The organism is Nocardia cyriacigeorgica (assembly GCF_010868145.1).
GTDB lineage: Bacteria > Actinomycetota > Actinomycetes > Mycobacteriales > Mycobacteriaceae > Nocardia > Nocardia cyriacigeorgica_D.
The window spans coordinates 15693-34111 of sequence record NZ_JAAGUY010000022.1 but is presented as its reverse complement, the minus strand read 5'-3'; the positions used below and the strand labels follow the sequence as shown (position 1 = coordinate 34111).

Annotated in this window: 14 protein-coding genes and 1 pseudogene; 5 read left to right on the top strand and 10 right to left on the bottom strand. The window is 67.2% G+C overall.

All coding sequences use genetic code 11. The features are described 5' to 3' along the window. Positions 1–15: 15 nt before the first annotated feature. From GV792_RS22020 to infA, 6 genes are all read right to left on the bottom strand, one after another. Positions 16–1074: a DNA-directed RNA polymerase subunit alpha gene (locus GV792_RS22020; protein WP_163826186.1), complete on the bottom strand. Its 1059-nt coding sequence runs from the start codon at positions 1072–1074 to the stop codon at positions 16–18. Between the two features lie 102 nt (positions 1075–1176). After that, positions 1177–1782: a 30S ribosomal protein S4 gene (rpsD, locus tag GV792_RS22015; RefSeq protein WP_163826185.1), complete on the bottom strand. Its 606-nt coding sequence runs from the start codon at positions 1780–1782 to the stop codon at positions 1177–1179. Between the two features lie 22 nt (positions 1783–1804). Further along, positions 1805–2218, bottom strand: coding sequence for a 30S ribosomal protein S11 (rpsK, locus tag GV792_RS22010; protein WP_014349147.1), 414 nt, complete (start codon positions 2216–2218; stop codon positions 1805–1807). A gap of 9 nt (positions 2219–2227) precedes the next feature. Then, positions 2228–2599, bottom strand: a complete 372-nt coding sequence (gene rpsM / locus GV792_RS22005; RefSeq protein ID WP_014349146.1) for a 30S ribosomal protein S13 — start codon at positions 2597–2599, stop codon at positions 2228–2230. A gap of 217 nt (positions 2600–2816) precedes the next feature. Next, positions 2817–2930, bottom strand: coding sequence for a 50S ribosomal protein L36 (gene rpmJ, locus GV792_RS29820; protein WP_003938068.1), 114 nt, complete (start codon positions 2928–2930; stop codon positions 2817–2819). Between the two features lie 103 nt (positions 2931–3033). Further along, positions 3034–3255 (bottom strand): translation initiation factor IF-1, encoded by a 222-nt coding sequence (gene infA, locus GV792_RS21995; RefSeq protein WP_003418601.1) that lies wholly within the window; start codon positions 3253–3255, stop codon positions 3034–3036. Positions 3256–3529: 274 nt separating this feature from the next. Between infA and GV792_RS30145 the strand changes: the two genes are divergently transcribed. Next, positions 3530–6982 (top strand): MinD/ParA family ATP-binding protein, encoded by a 3453-nt coding sequence (locus GV792_RS30145; protein ID WP_309139142.1) that lies wholly within the window; start codon positions 3530–3532, stop codon positions 6980–6982. A gap of 109 nt (positions 6983–7091) precedes the next feature. On the opposite strand, the gene GV792_RS21985 is transcribed toward GV792_RS30145, so the two are convergent. Next, a complete protein-coding gene (locus GV792_RS21985) occupies positions 7092–7592 on the bottom strand; it encodes a DUF4254 domain-containing protein (protein WP_163826184.1) in 501 nt (166 codons plus the stop codon). A 171-nt stretch (positions 7593–7763) separates the two neighbouring features. On the opposite strand from GV792_RS21985, the pseudogene GV792_RS29815 reads away from it, so the two are divergent. From GV792_RS29815 to GV792_RS21975, 3 genes and pseudogenes are all read left to right on the top strand, one after another. Then, positions 7764–7958, top strand: a pseudogene (locus GV792_RS29815) (winged helix-turn-helix domain-containing protein); the annotation flags it as partial. A 144-nt stretch (positions 7959–8102) separates the two neighbouring features. Next, positions 8103–8567, top strand: a complete 465-nt coding sequence (locus tag GV792_RS29810) for a UTRA domain-containing protein (RefSeq protein ID WP_256668570.1) — start codon at positions 8103–8105, stop codon at positions 8565–8567. 2 nt (positions 8568–8569) lie between these two features. Continuing rightward, positions 8570–9142: a GNAT family N-acetyltransferase gene (locus tag GV792_RS21975; protein WP_163826182.1), complete on the top strand. Its 573-nt coding sequence runs from the start codon at positions 8570–8572 to the stop codon at positions 9140–9142. A 78-nt stretch (positions 9143–9220) separates the two neighbouring features. Here GV792_RS21975 and eccCa read toward each other — a convergent pair whose 3' ends face one another. The 3 genes from eccCa to eccD all read right to left on the bottom strand — a co-directional run bounded on the left by eccCa (position 9221) and on the right by eccD (position 16342). Further along, positions 9221–13282 (bottom strand): type VII secretion protein EccCa, encoded by a 4062-nt coding sequence (gene eccCa, locus GV792_RS21970; RefSeq protein WP_163826181.1) that lies wholly within the window; start codon positions 13280–13282, stop codon positions 9221–9223. Between the two features lie 7 nt (positions 13283–13289). Next, positions 13290–14669, bottom strand: a complete 1380-nt coding sequence (gene mycP, locus GV792_RS21965; protein WP_306044022.1) for a type VII secretion-associated serine protease mycosin — start codon at positions 14667–14669, stop codon at positions 13290–13292. Between the two features lie 200 nt (positions 14670–14869). Then, positions 14870–16342, bottom strand: a complete 1473-nt coding sequence (gene eccD / locus GV792_RS21960; RefSeq protein WP_178124437.1) for a type VII secretion integral membrane protein EccD — start codon at positions 16340–16342, stop codon at positions 14870–14872. Between the two features lie 242 nt (positions 16343–16584). Here eccD and eccA point away from each other — a divergent pair, with 242 nt between their 5' ends. Continuing rightward, complete coding sequence (gene eccA, locus GV792_RS21955) at positions 16585–18408, top strand: type VII secretion AAA-ATPase EccA (RefSeq protein WP_163826180.1); 1824 nt, start codon at positions 16585–16587, stop codon at positions 18406–18408. Positions 18409–18419: the final 11 nt, after the last annotated feature.

Sequence of the window (18419 nt, the reverse complement as noted above, 5' to 3'; positions counted from 1 at the left end):
GCCTACCCCAGAGGCCTAGAGCTGTTCGGTTTCGGCGTAGTCCTGCTCGCCGCCATCGTTGTCGCTGAAATTGCCGCTGTCGGACCAGGTACCGGTGGCCGCGTCGTAACCCACCACACTGGAGGGGTCGAACGAGGCCGGGCTGTCCTTGAGCGAGAGGCCGAGCGCGTGCAGCTTGACCTTGACCTCGTCGATGGACTTCTGGCCGAAGTTACGGATGTCCAGCAGATCCGATTCGGTGCGTGCGACCAGCTCGCCGACGGTGTGCACACCCTCGCGCTTGAGGCAGTTGTAGGACCGGACCGTCAGGTCGAGATCCTCGATCGGCAGACCGAACGAGGCGATGTGATCCGCCTCGGCCGGCGAGGGGCCGATCTCGATGCCTTCGGCTTCGACGTTCAGCTCACGGGCCAGGCCGAAGAGCTCGACCAGGGTCTTGCCCGCCGAGGCGAGCGCGTCCCTGGCGCTGATGGAGTTCTTGGTCTCCACGTCCAGGATGAGCCGGTCGAAGTCGGTGCGCTGCTCGACACGGGTGGCCTCGACCTTGTAGGTCACCTTGAGCACCGGGGAGTAGATCGAGTCCACCGGGATCCGGCCGATTTCCGCACCGGACGCCTTGTTCTGCACCGCCGGGACATAACCGCGACCGCGCTCGACGACGAGCTCGATCTCGAGCTTGCCCTTGTCGTTCAGGGTGGCGATGTGCATGTCCGGGTTGTGCACGACGACGCCGGCCGGCGGGACGATGTCATCGGCGGTGACGGTCCCCGGGCCCTGCTTGCGCAGGTACATGGTGACCGGCTCGTCCTCCTCCGAGGACACGACCAGACCCTTGAGGTTCAGGATGATGTCGGTGACATCCTCCTTCACACCGGGGACGGTGGTGAACTCGTGCAGGACGCCGTCGATACGGATGCTCGTCACCGCGGCCCCCGGAATCGAGGACAGCAGGGTACGGCGCAGCGAGTTGCCGAGGGTGTAACCGAAGCCCGGCTCGAGGGGTTCGATGGTGAACTTCGAGCGGTTCTCCGCCACGACCTCTTCGGTCAGGGTCGGACGCTGGGAAATCAGCATATGGATCATCCTCCTTTTTGGGCGCCCGCTATTTGACGCCTCGTCTCAGGGGTTGTGCTCGACCGCCCGTAGGTGGGCGATCGAGCACCAGCGGCTCAGCCGTTACTTCGAGTAGTACTCGACGATCAGCTGTTCCTGCAGCGGCACATCGATCTGGGCGCGCTCGGGCTCCTGGTGAACCAGGATGCGCAGGCGGCCAGGGATGACCTGGAGCCAGCCGGGGACCGGACGGTCACCGACGGTCTCGCGCGCCACCTGGAACGGCAGCGTGCCCAGCGACTTCTCCTTGACATCGATGATGTCGTACTGGGTGACGCGGAAGGAGGGAACATCCACCTTCCGGTTGTTCACCAGGAAGTGGCCGTGGCTGACCAGCTGGCGGGCCTGGCGACGGGTGCGCGCCAGACCGGCGCGGTACACGACGTTGTCCAGACGGGTCTCGAGCAGGCGAAGCAGGTTGTCACCGGTCTTGCCCTTGAGGCGGTTGGCCTCTTCGTAGTACCGGCGGAACTGCTTCTCCATCACGCCGTAGGAGAAGCGAGCCTTCTGCTTCTCCTGCAGCTGGAGCAGGTATTCGCTCTCCTTGATCCGCGCACGGCCGTGCTGGCCGGGCGGGTAGGGGCGACGTTCGAACGCCTGGTCGCCGCCGACCAGGTCGACGCGGAGGCGACGGCTCTTGCGCGTTGCGGGTCCGGTGTAACGGGCCATTGTGGTCTACCTTCCTTTCCCGTTAGACGCGACGCCGCTTGGGCGGACGGCAGCCGTTGTGCGGCTGCGGGGTGACATCGGAGATCGTGCCCACTTCCAGGCCTGCGGCCTGCAGCGAACGGATCGCGGTCTCGCGGCCCGAACCCGGGCCCTTGACGAACACGTCGACCTTCTTGACGCCGTTCTCCTGCGCCTTGCGGGCAGCGTTCTCGGCGGCGAGCTGCGCGGCGAACGGAGTCGACTTGCGCGAGCCCTTGAAACCGACGTGGCCCGAGGACGCCCAGGAGATGACGTTGCCGGACGGATCGGTGATCGACACGATCGTGTTGTTGAACGTGGACTTGATGTGCGCGTGACCGTGCGGGACGTTCTTCTTTTCCCGGCGACGCGACTTCTGGGTCTTCTTGGGGCCGGAGGCCCGTGACTTCGGAGGCATCGGTTATCCCTACTTCTTCTTGCCGGCGACGGTCTTCTTCGGACCCTTACGCGTACGCGCGTTGGTCTTGGTGCGCTGGCCGCGCACCGGAAGGTGGCGACGGTGACGCAGGCCCTGGTAGCAGCCGATCTCGATCTTGCGACGAATGTCGGCCTGCACCTCACGGCGCAGGTCACCCTCGACCTTGAACTCCGACGCTTCGATGTAGTCGCGGAGCTTGGTCAGGTCGTCGTCGGTCAGATCCTTCGACCGCAGATCCGGGCTGACCGAGGTCGCCGCCAGGATTTCCTTGGCGCGGGTACGGCCGATACCGAAAATGTAGGTCAGTGCGATCTCCATGCGCTTTTCGCGCGGGAGGTCGACGCCCATGAGACGTGCCATGTGGCAGTTCCTTAATCGTTGCGGAGGTCTGCTCCCTGTCCGTCCCCTCGTCGTGGCGGGGCCCCGGCCTCCGTACCGGGGGTTGGCACGCGCACCTCGGGGGTGAACCCGAAATTCCACAGTGCACGGCTGGATCTGGGAGTTCTTCGCGGGCGAGTCACGCTCGCCCCATTCAATTGGTGTGCCAATCCGAACCGCGTTCGGTGCTTGGCTGGTGTCAGCCCTGACGCTGCTTGTGACGCAGGTTCTCGCAGATCACCATGACCCGGCCGTTACGGCGGATCACCTTGCACTTCTCGCAGATCTTCTTGACGCTCGGCTGAACCTTCACGTCCGTCCAATCTTGTTGGTGTTCGCACCTGGGTGGGAACACAGTTGTCCCCGGCCGGGCACGACCGGGGAAATCTTCGGGGGTGCGCTCGCGGCGCACCCACTCACTTGTAGCGGTAAACGATGCGGCCGCGGGACAAGTCGTAGGGCGAAAGCTCGACGACAACGCGGTCCTCAGGCAGGATGCGGATGTAGTGCTGCCGCATCTTGCCGCTGATGTGCGCGAGAACCTTGTGCCCGTTCTCGAGCTCGATCCGGAACATCGCATTGGGCAGCGGCTCGACAACTCGACCCTCGACCTCGATGGCCCCGTCCTTCTTCGCCATGTCCTCCGCGATCCCGGTTATGCTCAACCTGGTCTGATTGGTGGTAACTGTCCTGATGAAACTGGTCGGTCGTGAACTGACCGGTCGCACGCAAACAGTCGGCGCATAGGTGCACCGCCGCTCAAGCTTACCGGCACGCGTCGGATCGGGCAAAACGCGCCCCGCACGCGGCGTCGTACGCCTTCCCAATGACGCATCGCCTGCCCCGCGCCGGGACCCGGCTGTCGCGTAAACTGACCGCTGTCCGAGGTCCAGCACATCAGAGGGGGGATGCGTGAGCCGCAGCAATGACGGCCTCCCCATGCTGCCACCGTGGCTCTCCGACAGCGAGGTCACCCAGGTCGGCCAGCAGACCGATTACCATGCGCCACCGGTCGAGAACCTTCCGCACGACGATTTGATCTCCGACACCCCCGCGCCCAAGCGGAGGTTCAAGCGGCCCGCTCCCGAAGCCGACCGTTCCGATGCGCCCGGCCCGCGCAAGGAGAAGAAGCGCAAGCCCTGGCGCCGCGACAAGAACGAGGATCAGCGGGTCGCCGATCAGTTCGACGACGAGGCCGACACCGGGCACCGCGCACCGCCCCCGAACGATCAGTGGTCGAACCCGCCGCACCAGACCGACCGACCCGGTGATCAGTGGTCGAACCCGCCGGTGAACACCGACGGACCGGGTGACCGGTGGCAGAGCGCGCCGATGCCCGAGCAGCGCCCGGCACCCTCCGACTACGGCCCCTCGGACCGCCCGCAAGGCCCGAATACTCGCCCGGCCGACCCCTACCAGTCGGCCCCGGCCCAGCAACAGCCGTACCATCCGGCACCCGACAACTCCTGGCAACAGGGTCCCGCGCAGACCGGCGAGCGTCCGGCACCGCACCTGCCCACCCGCACCCCGAGCGAACCGCCTGCCGACTTCCGGCCGCTCGGCCCGCGCCCGCCGCAAGTCCCGGCCGATCAGGCGCCCGTCTCGACCGAGGCGACGGTGCATCTGGGCCCGCGCCCGGATCTGCCCCCGCCACCCCCACCGCAGGCTCCGGTTGCTCCACCGCAGGCCGCGACGACACCGCCGCGAACTCCTGTCACTCCGCCTCAGCCTCCCGTCGCGCCGCCCCAGCCGGTCGCACCCCAGCAGCCGGAACGACCGAGCCCGGTCGACGGCCGAACCCCTGCGCCACATCCGAATGCCGGAAGCAGCGCAGGACAGCCGGTCCCGCCGCCCGTGGAGCCGTCCATCGGCGTTTCGGCGGAATCCGCGGCCGCGTCACGGCGCGAGACCTCGATGCCCGATCAGCAGACTCCGCGGCCGCGGCCCGACTTCGATGCGGGGCAACCCGAGCCGCAGGCTCCGCCCATCGACAGTGCGGCTCAGGCACCACATGCTGACCAGGGGCCTGCGACCGGTGGGTCGCACAACGCGACCGAACCGCCGTCGTGGTTGGAAGGACCACGCGGCGACAGCGAGCCGAGTGTCGACGGCGGCACGACGCCGGAGGCACCGCAAGCCGTCGAGACAGCTCGGCCGTCGAATGCGACCGACTCGCGCCCCGTCGATTCCGTCTCGGCGCCTACTGCCTCCGACTCGGCCACCACGACCGATGCTCCACCGGCGTGGCTCGGACCGACGACCGCGCCCGAGCAGCCCACTGCCCAGCGTCCGCTGCAGCGGCTGCCGGACCTGCCGGCCGCGCCCGGCGAATCCGAGGCGCGCGCATCCGCACACCCGGCCGACTCTGCACCGGCCGAGCCCGCCGACGAGCCGCGGGCGGCGGTTCCGGCCGATGAGTCGGCACCGGCCCTCCGCCCGAACAACGCGCCGGCGGACGTACACACGAGCGATCCTCAGCTCGCCACGAGTTCCTCGGCCTCGTCGGCACATTCGGGACCCGGCACGCCGACCCTCGAGCCCGACACCCAGCACGCCAAGGCCGGACCCGCCGAGAACGTCGGCGACCGGAACCGTGCCGAGGCCGGTCGGCTCGACCCGGCAGACGACGCCGTGTCGGTCACGCGCGGTCGTCACCGCTTGGCGGCCGAGGTCGAGTCCCAACCCGCCAACGCGTCATTAGAGGAACAGGCGCCGCGTTCGGTCGCCACGGGCGCCGACCTACCGCCGCAGCCGCGCGAGCAGCAGGCAGGACAACAATTCAGCGCAACGGACGGCTCCGTACCGCCGCACAGCGATACCCCGGATCGAGCGCGGGGACCGCACGCCGGGCCGGCTGCCCACACCTCGGGCTTCGATCATCGGCTGCCCCATCCGCCCGCACCGGTCACCGGTACCGAGCCGGCGCCGAACCCGGCGCCGAAACAGCAGCGGCGCACCGCGCAATCCGGCGCGGACGCCGCACTGCGAGCAGCGTTGGCAGCCCAGCCACTGCGCGCCTTCGACGGGGCCGGCCGCGAGGCGAATCCTGCCCCGGAACAGTGGCAGAGCGGGCAAACCCCTGCTGACCAGCAGGGTCGTCCGGCGCAACCCCCGGCTCCACAGTGGCAGAGCCCCGTCGCACCAGGGCCGGACACGCCCCCACAGCCGGGACCACGCAACCAGGCCGGCATGCATGCCCCGAGCGCCCAGATGCCAGGTCCGCACGGTTATGCACAGGCACCAGGCCCACAGCAGCATCCGGACGCATCGCACCCCACCCCACCGCACTCGGCACCCCAACATCATTCGATGCCACAGCATCCGGTGGCGCCCCAGCATTCGGGCCCACCACAGCAACAGTGGCGTGGACCCGCCGACCAGGGACCGCCGCAGGAACAGTGGCAGGGCGGCCAAGGGCAGCAGCCCGGGATGTCCCCTTCGCTGGACAACGTGCCGATCCGCGGGCGCGCGACCAAGAAAGCGGCAGGCTCGGGCTGGCGTAAGGCCGTACATCATGTCTCCGGCGGCGCCATCAATCCGGGCATGTCTGCCGAGGAGCGCAGGCTCCAGGAGTTGGTAGCCCGTATCCGGCAGCCGGTGCGCGGCGATTACCGCATCGCGGTGCTCTCCCTGAAGGGTGGCGTCGGAAAGACCACGACCACAATGGGTATCGGCTCCACCTTCGCCTCGATCCGTGGCGACCGGGTGATCGCCGTCGACGCGAACCCGGACTTCGGGACGTTGTCGCAGCGGGTGCCGCTGCAGACCCGGTCGACGGTGCGTGATCTGCTGCTCGATTCTTCGATCCAGCGCTATTCCGATGTCCGCAGGCATACCTCGCAGGCCACCAGTCGGCTGGAAGTGCTTGCCAGTGAACGTGATCCGGCGGCGTCCGAGGCATTCAACGAGGACGAATATCGCTCGGTGGCGCGTATTCTGCAGCGCTTCTACAACATCATCCTCACCGACTGCGGCACCGGTCTGATGCACTCGGCGATGGCGGGCGTGCTGGAGCTGGCGCATTCACTGGTGCTGATCTCCTCCCCCGCGATCGACGGCGCCCGCAGTGCGGCCGCGACGCTGGACTGGTTGTCGCTGCACGGCCACGACCATCTGGTGCGAAACGCGGTGGTGGTGATCAACTCTCCGCGTTCCGGCTCACCCAATGTCGGCATCCAGCAATTGCGTGAGTACTTCCTGTCCCGCTGCCGCGCGGTGCACATCATCCCGTTCGACCCACATATGTCCGAGGGCGCGGAAATCGATCTACACCGGCTACACAAACAGACAAAACGGGCGTATGTGGAACTCGCGGCAACCGTCGCGGACGATTTCGCCACCGACCACCGTCGATATCGAGGTTGACGCGAGCGGCGGCCGGTCGACAGCGTCCGCGGCCCAGCTAGCGGGCGCTGCCGGACGCAGTCCGTCGTCAGCCGCGCATGGCCGCAGCGAATGCGGAGGTACGCCTAGCTCACCATTCGGGAAGTCTGCGCCGTCCGGCCAGCACGTCGCGGACCAGGTCGTCGTAGGCGTCGGCCAGCTCCGCCAGATGATGCCAGGCGATATGGAGCAGCTCATCGTGCGCGTCGAGGGTCATCAACGCGTGATGGGCGCGCACCGATGATTCGGCCAGCCGGTCGATCACCGCGCCGATGGTCTCGGTATGCAGAGTGGCGCCCAGCCGATGCTGGGGCACGTTGCGCACCACCCAGTCGTCGATCGCAAGCACCAATTCGCCTCGGCGGCGCTCGATTTCGACGACGGTCGCGGGGCTGGTATCGATCGAGCCGCCCCGTCCGACGAGCCGTCTTTCATGCAATATCGCCAGGTCACGGGCGTACCAGAGCAGTTGGCCGCCGATAACACGGTGCCCTCGACACGCTCTGACAAGTAGATCCGAGGTCGGCAGCGGCCCGGAGATCTGGGTCTGCGCCACCGGATCCGCACTGCGCTGAGTGCCGGGAAGAGCCATTACGACTGTTGTATCCGAACCTGCCACGGTTGCCTCGCCGTCATCGCCGCACAACACCGGATCAGTACGTTCATTACAATAAACCTCGGAAAACCCCTGTCAAGCGTAATCGGGCCGTAGTGGGCCGAAAAGTGTACACTTCGTTACCTGCACGACCAACCGAGGAGCAAGATGGCGGACGGTCCGACGTATCACCGGATCGCAGACCTCCTCCGCGAGGAGATCCGCGCAGGCAGGTGGAAGCCGGGTGACCGACTGCCCAGTCATGCCGAGCTGGCCGGTCAGATGCAGGTATCGATCACTACCGCGCGCAACGCAATTCAGGTTCTCGTCACCGAAAATCTTGTCTACACAGCTACTTCCCGGGGAACTCTGGTTCGAAACCAGGAAGTACTCGAATCTGTGGTCACAGATCATATCCGACCGAATCGTCCACGGTCGGCACATGACATTTTCGAGGAAATCGCGCGCGCCGCCGAACGTGAACCGACCAAGGAATTCAGCGCCCGAATGGAGCCCGCCGGTACGGAAGTTGCCCAGTGGCTGGGCGTTCCGGCCGATTCCTGGGTGCTTGCCCGCACCGTCGTCCAGTATTTGGATAACGAACCGTGGTCCTGGGAGGTCAGCTTCTATCCGCGTGATCTCGCCGAGGCCACCGGTATCGACTCACCACACGACATCCCCGAGGGCACGACTCGCCGACTGGCCGATCGTGGCCACGCCGAGACCGCGCATCGGGATACTGTCGTCGCCCGGCCCGCAACCGCCGAGGAGGCCATCGTGCTCGGAGTCGCCACCGGAACCGTTCTGCTCGACCATCTTCGGATCGGCGCCGATCACGAGCGTGTCACGCGCGCGACCAGGCATCGTTCCATCGCCACTCGCAATCGCCTCGCCTATGAACTAGGCGATGAGGAGGGTACTGCCGTCATCCGGCGGATGCTCGGCAGCTCCTATCGGCCCGGCATCGCGTAGCCATGCCGATGGTCATCCGGCCCGCGGTCCTCGGCGACCTCGGAACTATCTGCCGGCTTCGGGTACAGCGCACCGCCTGGCTGAGTGCACGCGGCTCGGACCAGTGGACCGTGGCCGGCCGGGGCTTGCCCATCGAGATCTTCGCCCGCTCGGTGGGCAACTGCCTGGATGCGGGCGAGACCTGGATCGCCGAGGTCTGCGGCAGGCCCGCGGGCACCATCACAGTGAACGACCGTGCCGATCAAGGTCTCTGGGACGCCGACGAGCTCTCCGATGCGGTCATCGTGCACTACATGATCGTCGACCTGCGCTACGCCGGTCGTGCGGTGGGCCGCAGGCTACTGGCTCACGCCGCCGAACTGGGCCGCGAGTACGGCCGCGAGTGGGTGCGCCTCGACGCGTGGACCACCAACACCGACCTGCACGCCTACTACCATCGAGCGGGTTTCCAGCTGGCCCGCATCGCCGGGCAAGACGCGAAGGGGCCATCGCGTGCCTTGTTCGAGCGGCGCACCGATTCGTGGGTGCCGGTCCGGCCGGATCGCGCACCGATGTTCACTCCGGTGCACGGCTGAAAACCGGCCTGAACAGCGCTTCGACTGCCGTATTCGCACCGGCAACGCACGCCGGTAACGATCAGAGCACGACGTCCACTACAGCGGCGGCAGGTGTGCGATCTGGATCATCTCCTGGCCTCGGGTGCGGGAGACGAGTATGCCACGGCCCGGTGGGAGTTTGGACGGGCGGACGTCGCCGATGAGCTTGCCCTCGTCACGGGGTCCGCTCATGATCAGCGCGTCGACGGACAGGTTCTTCATGCCGCCGAGAACGTGATCGTAGAGCGCGCGCGAGACGCCGCCGATGCGACGGGTGACCACAAGATGCAGGCCGATATCGCGGGCCTGCGGAAGGTATTCGAGCAAGGGCAGCAACGGATTCGTGCCCGCGGTGATCATGTCGTAGTCGTCGACGAGCACGTAGATTTCCGGGCCCTCCCACCAGCTGCGCTCGCGCAGTTGCTGCGGGGTGATGTCGGAGCCGGGTATCCGTTTGGACAGGTAGCGACTCAGTTCGGTGATCATCGGGCCGCTGGTCTGCGAGGACGTGGAATACCCCGCGAGCCGTTCGTCGGGGACGACGCCGAGCAGGCTGCGGCGGTAGTCGATCATGATGATCCTGGCCGCCCCGGGCGCGGAGTTCTCGACGATGCCCATGGCGATGTTTCGCAGCAGCGTGGTCTTGCCGCATTCGACGTCGGCGAAGGCCATGAAGTGCGGTTCGGCATCGAAATCCAGGATGAACGGATCCAATTCGTTCTCGCCGAGCCCGACGACGACCTTGGTCGCGCTCTGCTGAACGCCGTGCGCGCGGGCAATGGCGAGCACCTGGTCGCGGGATATCTCCAGTGGCAGCATGCGCACCTCGGGCGCACGCCTGCTGCCCCACAGCTGCACCAGCTGCTCCTTGGCCGTGGCGACACCGTCGGTGACGGTCGTCGGATCCGAGTCCGAGTCCAGCCTCGGCAGCGCGACCAGCATATGCAGTTCATCGGGGGTCAGGCCGCGGCCGGGGCGGCCGACGGGTACCAGTGCCGCGGTGCGTCTGCCCATTTCGGAGTCCGACGGGTCACCCAGTCGCAGCTCCAGCCTGGTGCCGATCTGATCCTTGATCACCGGCCGGATCTCACCCCAGCGCGAGGCGCCGAGGATGAGGTGAATGCCGTAGGACAGACCCTGCTGGGCGATGGCGTTGACGGCCGGTTCGAGGGTGTCGAACTCCTCGCGCATCGCCGCCCAGCCGTCGATGACCAGGAAGACATCGCCGAATTGGTCGGCGGCGAGCGGGTCGTCCGGTGCCGGGGGGTTGCCGGTGGCCGCGGCGTCGAGCTGGGCGTATTTGCGGCGGCGGAACTCCACCATCGACTCGATACCCAGTTCGGTGAAGCGTTCCTCGCGCTGGGTGAGCAGCGAGGTCAGCTCGGCGATGGTGCGGCGCACCCGGTCGCGGTCCAGTCGCCCGGCCACCGAACCGACGTGCGGGATACCGGACAGACCGGTCATGCTGCCACCACCGAAGTCCAGGCAGTAGAACTGGACCTGCTCCGGGGTATGAGTGGCCGCGGCCGCCATGATGATGGTTCGCATGGTGGTCGACTTGCCCGACTGTGGGCCACCGACGACGGCGACATTGCCCTGACCACCGGCAAGGCTGATGGTGAGCACATCGCGGCGCTGCTCGTAGGGCTTGTCGATGATGCCGATGGGCATCCACAGCTGGCCGTGCCGATTGACCGGTGAGCGCCAATCCGGATCGGGCAGCAACATGTCCACCGTCGGCGATTCCTCCAGCGGCGGCAGCCACACCTCATGCGCCGGACGGCCGTGCCCGGTCAGTCGTTTCACCACGACCTCGAGCAGCGAATCCGGTAGGCCCTCTTCCTTGTCCGCGGTCTCGGCGCCCGGTGGCGGGGGCAACTCCGGCAGGCCGCGCGGTGCGGCTGGTTGCGGATCGGGCTCGAGCCTGGCCTGGATCTCCACCGGGCCCGCGGTGAAAACCGCGGGCGACTGACCACCGATGACGCTGCCACCGACCTCACGAGTGCCGGTCGGCGAGACATAGGGACCGGACACATAGGTCGCGTTGAAGCGCAGCGGATCGTCGGCATCGCTCTTGAGGTAGCCCGAACCCGGGATGCCGGGCAGGTGATAGGCATCGGTGATACCGAGCACCGCACGGGATTCGTTGGCGGAGAAGGTACGCAGGCCGATCCGGTAGGACAGGTGCGAGTCCAGACCGCGCAGCTTGTTCTCCTCCAGACGCTGAGAAGCGAGCAGCAGGTGCACATGCAGCGAGCGGCCGAGGCGGCCGATCATCACGAACAGGTCCGCGAAATCGGGTTTCTGCGACAGCAGTTCGGAGAACTCGTCGACGATGACGAACAGTGCGGGCAGCGGATCGAGCTGGGCGCCCGCGGCGCGAGCCTTCTCGTACTCGGTGACATTGGCGAAATTTCCGGCCGAGCGCAGCAGTTCCTGGCGACGGTTCATCTCACCGGCCAGCGCGTCTTTCATCCGGTCGACCATCGAGAGTTCTTCCTCGAGGTTGGTGATGACCGCCGCGACGTGTGGCAGCGGATCGAGACCGAGGAAGGTCGCACCACCCTTGAAGTCGACAAGCACCAGGTTGAGGTAGTCCGGTGAATGCGTAGTGACCAGCGACAACACCAGGGTGCGCAGGAACTCGGACTTACCAGAACCGGTGGCGCCGATGCACAAACCGTGCGGGCCCATACCGTTCTCGGCCGATTCCTTGATGTCGATTTCGACCGGCGTGCCATCGGGGGTCACGCCGATCGGCACCCGCAGGCGTTCACGGGCAGTGCGCGGGCGCCACACCTTGGCGGCCTCGATCTGGGCGGCGTCGGAGATCTTCAGCAGGGCCATCAGGCCAGGATCGGCCCTGGTCTCGTCGCCGAGGCTGACGATCTGTGCGGCGGTGGCGATCCGGTAGCGGGCCAGGCCGCGGCCGAAGGCGGTGGCTTCGGCGACACTCACCTCGTCGGCGGTGGCGAATCTTTCGGTTCCTGCCGCGCTGCGTGCGCTCACGTCACCGTCGGCGACTACCAGCTGGAGGCCGCGGCGCACCGCAAGTCCGTCCTCCGGTGCGGTCAGATCGAGGACGGTCACCGAATCGAGTCCCGATTCGCTGACCAGTCGCTCGCTGCCGTTGACGTATCCGTCGTCGATCACCACGACCAGATGCAGCCTGCCCTGCGTCGGTTGCGGGTTGCGCATGAACCGGCCGCGTTCGATCAATTCCGCCGACAGCGCGGTTTCCAGCTCACCGAGTGAGCCGTACATCATGCGGGCCGAACCCATACCGTCGCGCGCGGTCGGATGTTGCAGGTGCGGAAGCCATTTCGCCCATTCCCAGCTCGGACCGTCCGGCTCGGCGCAGACGATGGCGATCGCGACATGGTCGGGCCCGTGGAATGCGGCCAGCTCCATCAGCATCGCCCGCACCAGGGTTCGCGCTGCGCCGGGCTCGCCACCGATATTGATGGCGGGGAAGGCACGCAGGGACACCGCCGTCGGCAGCCGGTGCACCACCGAATGGGTGCGAACGAAGCGCCGCAACGCCACCGTCGATACCGGCTCGAGGTCCTCGAGCGGGCCGGTCTCCGGGCGAGCAAGCTTCGTCGCGAGGCGGTGGCTGCCGATGCCGACGCGGACGTGCCCGAAGTCGGGGTCGGCCGGGCGGCGCTCCCACATGCGCCTGGTGCCAATCACCGAAAGAAGATCCATCGGTTCGGGATGGCTCCAGGTCAGCGCCTCCAGCTGCTTTCCGCCGGTGCGGCGCACATCCTTGCGCATCTGGTCGAGGTAGCGAAAGTAGTCCTTGCGTTCCTCGTTGAGTTCGGCCGCCGACTTCGGGCCGCCGCCGCCACGCATTCCCATCATCATGCCGACCATCGACATGATCATCATCATCGGGAACATCATCATCATCGGATTGGCGAACAGGTTGCGGCCCATCATCGCCATCATCGCGATCATGCCGACCACCGCGACCAGCATCACCACCGGCATCAGCTTCATCAACAGCGGAGCGGGCAGCGGTCGCGGTATTTCCGGCGGCGAGTTCAGCGCGACCTCTCCACCGGGCGCGCGGGGAGGCGCGATCCGTGGGCGGCGCACGAAGCCTTCGGTAACCATGGGTCCTCTACCCCTCTGTTGCTTCCGGATCGGGGTCGGCGATATCGGCGTCGTCGCTCTTGCGGCGGAACGGAATCCACAGTGCGGCGCCGATGCCGAGCACGGCGAGGCAAGTGATGGCCCCGATCGTGGCAATGCGCCGTGGCAGCGGGTCCGGACCGGGTGGCCGCCACGGTTGTGCCATGGGGTTCGCGACGTCGGCGCCCGCGCTGATCGGCTGGTCCGGCAGTTCGGCGGTCAGGGCCGCCACCGGGTCGATCAGACCGTGGCCGATGCGGTCGTCGCGTCCGGGGCCGGGCGCTTGAGCGGTGCGTTCGATCCGGTCGATCACCTGGGCCGCGGTCAGCTCCGGGAAACGCGAACGCACGAGTGCCGCCAGGCCGGCGACGTAGGGTGCGGCGAAGCTGGTTCCCTCGATCGGGCTGATGCCTTCGGCGGTCTGCACGCCGTCGACCAGACCTGTGCCACCGGGTTTGCTGTCCAGCGAGACGATCTGGCGTCCGATGGCGGCGACACCGATCCATGGGCCGTTCAGCGACAGCTCGGAGACGACACCGTTGGGATCGATGGAGGCGACCGACAGTACGTACGGGTCGAACCAGGCCGGGCTGGCCACCGTCTGCACACCCGGCCAGCCCGAACCGGTGTTCTGCGCCTTGCAGGCACCGTCTGTCTGCAGGTTCCCGGCAGCTGCGACCACGACGATATCGCGGTCGTGGGCGTATTTCACGGCGGCACCGAGCGGTGCATCGACGGTATCGACTCCCGCCGCGGCGCAGGCGACTTCAGAGATGTTGATGACGGTGGCACCCATGTCGACGGCGCGGACCACGGCCGCGGCGAGAGTGAGCACATTGCCGTACCCGCCACTGGCGATAGCGCCCGGCTTTTGTTCGGGACCACGACGGTCCTTCGCCTCGAACGCCAGGCTCAACTGCCGAATGGTGAGGACCTCCGCTTCCGGCGCCACTCCGGCGAAGGCATCGTCGGGGCTCGGCCGCGCCGCGATGATGCCCGCGACCAGGGTGCCGTGCCCGTCGCAATCGACGGTGCCGTCGGTACCGGACACGTAATCGCCGCCGGCCTGTAGCGCGGGCAGTCGTGGGTGGCGGTTGACGCCGGTGTCGATGACCGCCACCTTCTGTCCGGCGCCACGGCTGAACTGCCACGCCGCGGGCAGATCGAGAACGGCCTGCGATACCGGTGGTTCGATCGGCGCGCCACCGTTGAGCACCGGTTCGGCGCACACCGCCCGCTGCTCGGTGGGTTCCAGTGGTGCGGGCCGCCCGCTCAGCGCCGTGGCCGCGCCGAGGGCGCCCGGATCGATCTCCGGTGGCGCGAGGGCGTATACCGGTGCGGGCCAGCCGAATACGGACAGCGCGAGCATCACCGCGGTGGCGAGCACCGCCGACGCACGACGAACGCTGCCCGCGGAACACACCGACTCCATCGCTTCGCGCCACGACGCTATCGTCGTGCGAGCACACGCGGTGGCGGGCGGCCGATCAGACACCGCAGCCACCGGCTACACCCTGGTTCCGGCGATCTCGTGAAGCCCCGTTCACGACAAACGAGTGGTCGTCCATCTCAGATGTTCCTGGCCATCGCGTATACGCCCATGATCCACAGCACCAGCGGGATCACCGTACAGATCAGCAGATATTCGAAGATCTCACCGAAACGCCGCGTCACCGGGGTGATCTCGATATGCGGGCCGAGCACGCCGAACACGACCACCGAAACCGCAAGGGCCAGCAGCAGTCCACCGCAGAGCAGCGGATCGCCGCCACCGAGGGCGAGTCCGGTCACCAGAGCGGCGATGATGGTCGCGCCCGCGATGATGAGGGTGGCAGCTTGGGCGAGGTCGGCGAAGGCTCTGCCGCGCAGGCACAGGATGATGGCGGTCACCACCGCGAGCGCGATGCCCTGCCACCGCGGATTGCCGAACGGGTCCGCGGCACCGAGCGCGCCGATCACTCCGGCGATCGAACAGCCGATGAGCAGACCGGTCTGGTAACGGTTGGCCACCCGGGCCCGTCGACCGAGGCCTGCTGCCGAAGGCAACGCCGTGGCACCGATCGCGCCGATGCCCTCGATGGTCGGGCGTTGTTCGTGATCGGCCGGGTCGATCGCGCCACCGGCCGTCGGCACCGGCGGCACCGGCAGCCGGGCCAGCACCGCCGACAGCCGGGGCACCGCCGAGATCAGCACGATCGCGGCCACCAGCAGCCCAGCCCCGATCTTCGGCAGCGCGGGATCCCACACCATGCGGACCAGTGCCGCCACCGCCCCGCACACCGCGACGGTCACCGCGGCGGCGAACAACGTGGCACCGGTTCCGGTGGCGCGATAGATGCCGACGGCGGCGACGAGCATCACCGAAAAGCCGAGCAGCAGATTCGGGCTGCCGAGTTCACCGGGCACGAACAGGGCCGCGCCACCGAAGAGCTGCAGCAGCGCGCCGAAGGACAACCAGACCGCGGTGAGCTCGTCGTCGTACTTGCGGGCCGCGATCGCGGCGGCGACCGCCGCACCGATGCCGACACCGGTGGCCAGGAACGGAGCGGCGATACCCAGCCCATCGGCCCGGCCCGCGGCGAATATGGCGAGCGCGAGCACCACGGCCATCACGGCGGTGACCAGGCCGGTCCACCGCGCGGCACTGGGCGACCAGCCACGAAAGTCGTTGGCGGTCAACCGGGATACCGCGTCGATGACATCGTCGAACAGCGCGGGCGCTTCCTTGGCACTCACCGAACGCAGTACCAGCAGTTCGCCGTCGAAGATCTCGGCCTCGGTGAGCGTGCGGCTCGGCGCGATGGCATCGCGGCCGAGGCGGGCCAGCGTCCAGTGCTGGGTCCGGAGCGGGGCTCCGCCGTCTTCGGCGTCGGCCGGCGCCGGGTCGCGGGACTCGATAAGGGCGACCAGGTCGCCCATGAACGTCGCGATCGGCACGTTCGCCGGAAGGCCGACATCGAGCTGAGTATTTCCCCCGATGACGGAAACTCGGCACAGTTCTGGCTCAGCGGTACCGGTGCCGCTGCTCAACGTCTCGGTCAATTGTCGAACGACCCCAGTTCTTTCCTGCACGTTTCAGGCACTCGCGACCGGATTCCTACCCGTCGAACCGTCGGCGACCGCATCCGCGAACACCGGCGACATATTCCGGTCGGACCACGTTGCAACCTACCGGCAGCGAACAATAATGTATCGGACAGGCCGTGCCGACGCGATATTTGTCGCGGTCGAGCCGAACTCGTCCCTGTCCGCCGCAGTAAATGAAGATTTCGGGGTTCCATGCAATGACCGGCAACCGTCAAGCACAGCGCGCCTTCGATGCCGGAATCCTGTCCCTCGGGCTGAGCATTGATGGACAGGAATCGACGCGTGATCTCGAGTACGCGAAATTGGCCTTTCAGCGTGCGACCGAATGGGACCCGTCCATGTGCGACGCCTGGCTCGGCCGGGCCGCTGCTGGCGAGGTCACCGACGAGGTGATTCGCAACCTGCACCGCACCAGCACGAGCACGCTCTACCGCGAGCAGCGCAGGCTCGGACTGCCGGCGCGGGCGCTGGCGGGGCGGTTCGTCTCGGGCCTCTACATCGACTATCCGCTGGCCGGCTACACCGAGATCTGGCTCGCTCACGCCGCAGGGTTGATCGCCGACAAGCATTACGACGAGGCCGAGCGAGTGCTCGACGAGCTGGCCGAATACCGGGCCGGGATGCTGTCGGATGCCGACAGGGAGGTCGACGACCGGATCAGCGCCTATATCCGCGGTGTCCTGCACTTCAACACCCAGCGCTGGCCTGATGTGATGTCGGTGCTGGCCGGTTCGGCCGAGTGGGATGACCCCTTCCTGGCGACCGGTGCGCACGTCATGGTCGGTTCGGCCTGCGCCCAGCTCGGACTGTTCGGCGAGGCGATCCGGCGGATGGAGCAGGCCGAGAACGGCCCGATCCCGGCCGCTCGGACCACCGCCATGTTCTGCCGCGGCCTGTGCCTGCGCGAAACCGGCGGCGAGGACGAGGCGCAGGCCCTGTTCGAGCAGGTGTATTCGCAGGCACCCGACTTCACGGCCAATACCGACGCCATGCGGGACCGGACCTACCGGATCACCATCACCACCAAGGAGTCGATCGACGCCCGCACCGACCGCTGGGATCCGGCCTCGGCACCGTCGGTGGAGCAGTTGCAGAACGCCGATGCCGAGGACCGGGCCAAAAAGATCCTGACCGAGGCTCGCGCCGAACTCGATGAGCAGATCGGCTTGGCGGCGGTGAAGACGCAGGTGGCGAAGCTGCAGGCGACGGCGCAGCTGGCCAAGATCCGGGCCGAGAAGGGCATGGCCAGCGTTCCGCGCGGCAATCACCTTGCCTTCACCGGGCCACCGGGAACGGGTAAGACCACCATCGCCAGGGTGGTCGCCAAAATCTACTGCGGTGTCGGACTGCTCAAAACCGACAAGGTGGTCGAGGCCAAGCGCATGGATTTCGTCGGCCAGCATCTGGGCAGCACGGCGATCAAGACCGACAAGCTGATCGACACCGCGATGGACGGTGTGCTGTTCATCGACGAGGCATACACGCTGATCCAGACCGGTTTGTCCGGTGGTGACGCGTTCGGCCGGGAGGCGGTGGACACGCTGCTGGCCCGGATGGAGAACGACCGCGACCGGTTGGTGGTGATCATCGCCGGCTACGACGGTGAGATCGACCGGCTGCTCGCCGCCAACGACGGCCTGGCCTCGCGCTTCGCCAAGCGCCTGCAATTCCCGTCCTACACCCCGGCTGAGCTGGGACAAATCGGCAAGCTCATCGCCACCTCGCGCGATTCGGAGCTGTCGCAGAATGCCGTGCTGCTACTCGAGCAGGCCTGCGACCGGCTCTACAACTCCGAACGCACCGACCAGAGCGGTCAGCCGCGTCGCGGCATCGACCTGGCCGGTAACGGCCGGTTCATCCGCAATGTGATCGAGGCGGCCGAGGAGGAGCGCGAATTCCGGCTGGCCAATGACGAATCCTTGGATCTGACCGCGGTCGACGAATCGGTGCTCATGCGCATCGAGGAGCCGGACATGGAGGCCGCATTGGCCGGGGTACTCGCTTCCCTCGGCGTGTCTTAGCAGGTCAGGCT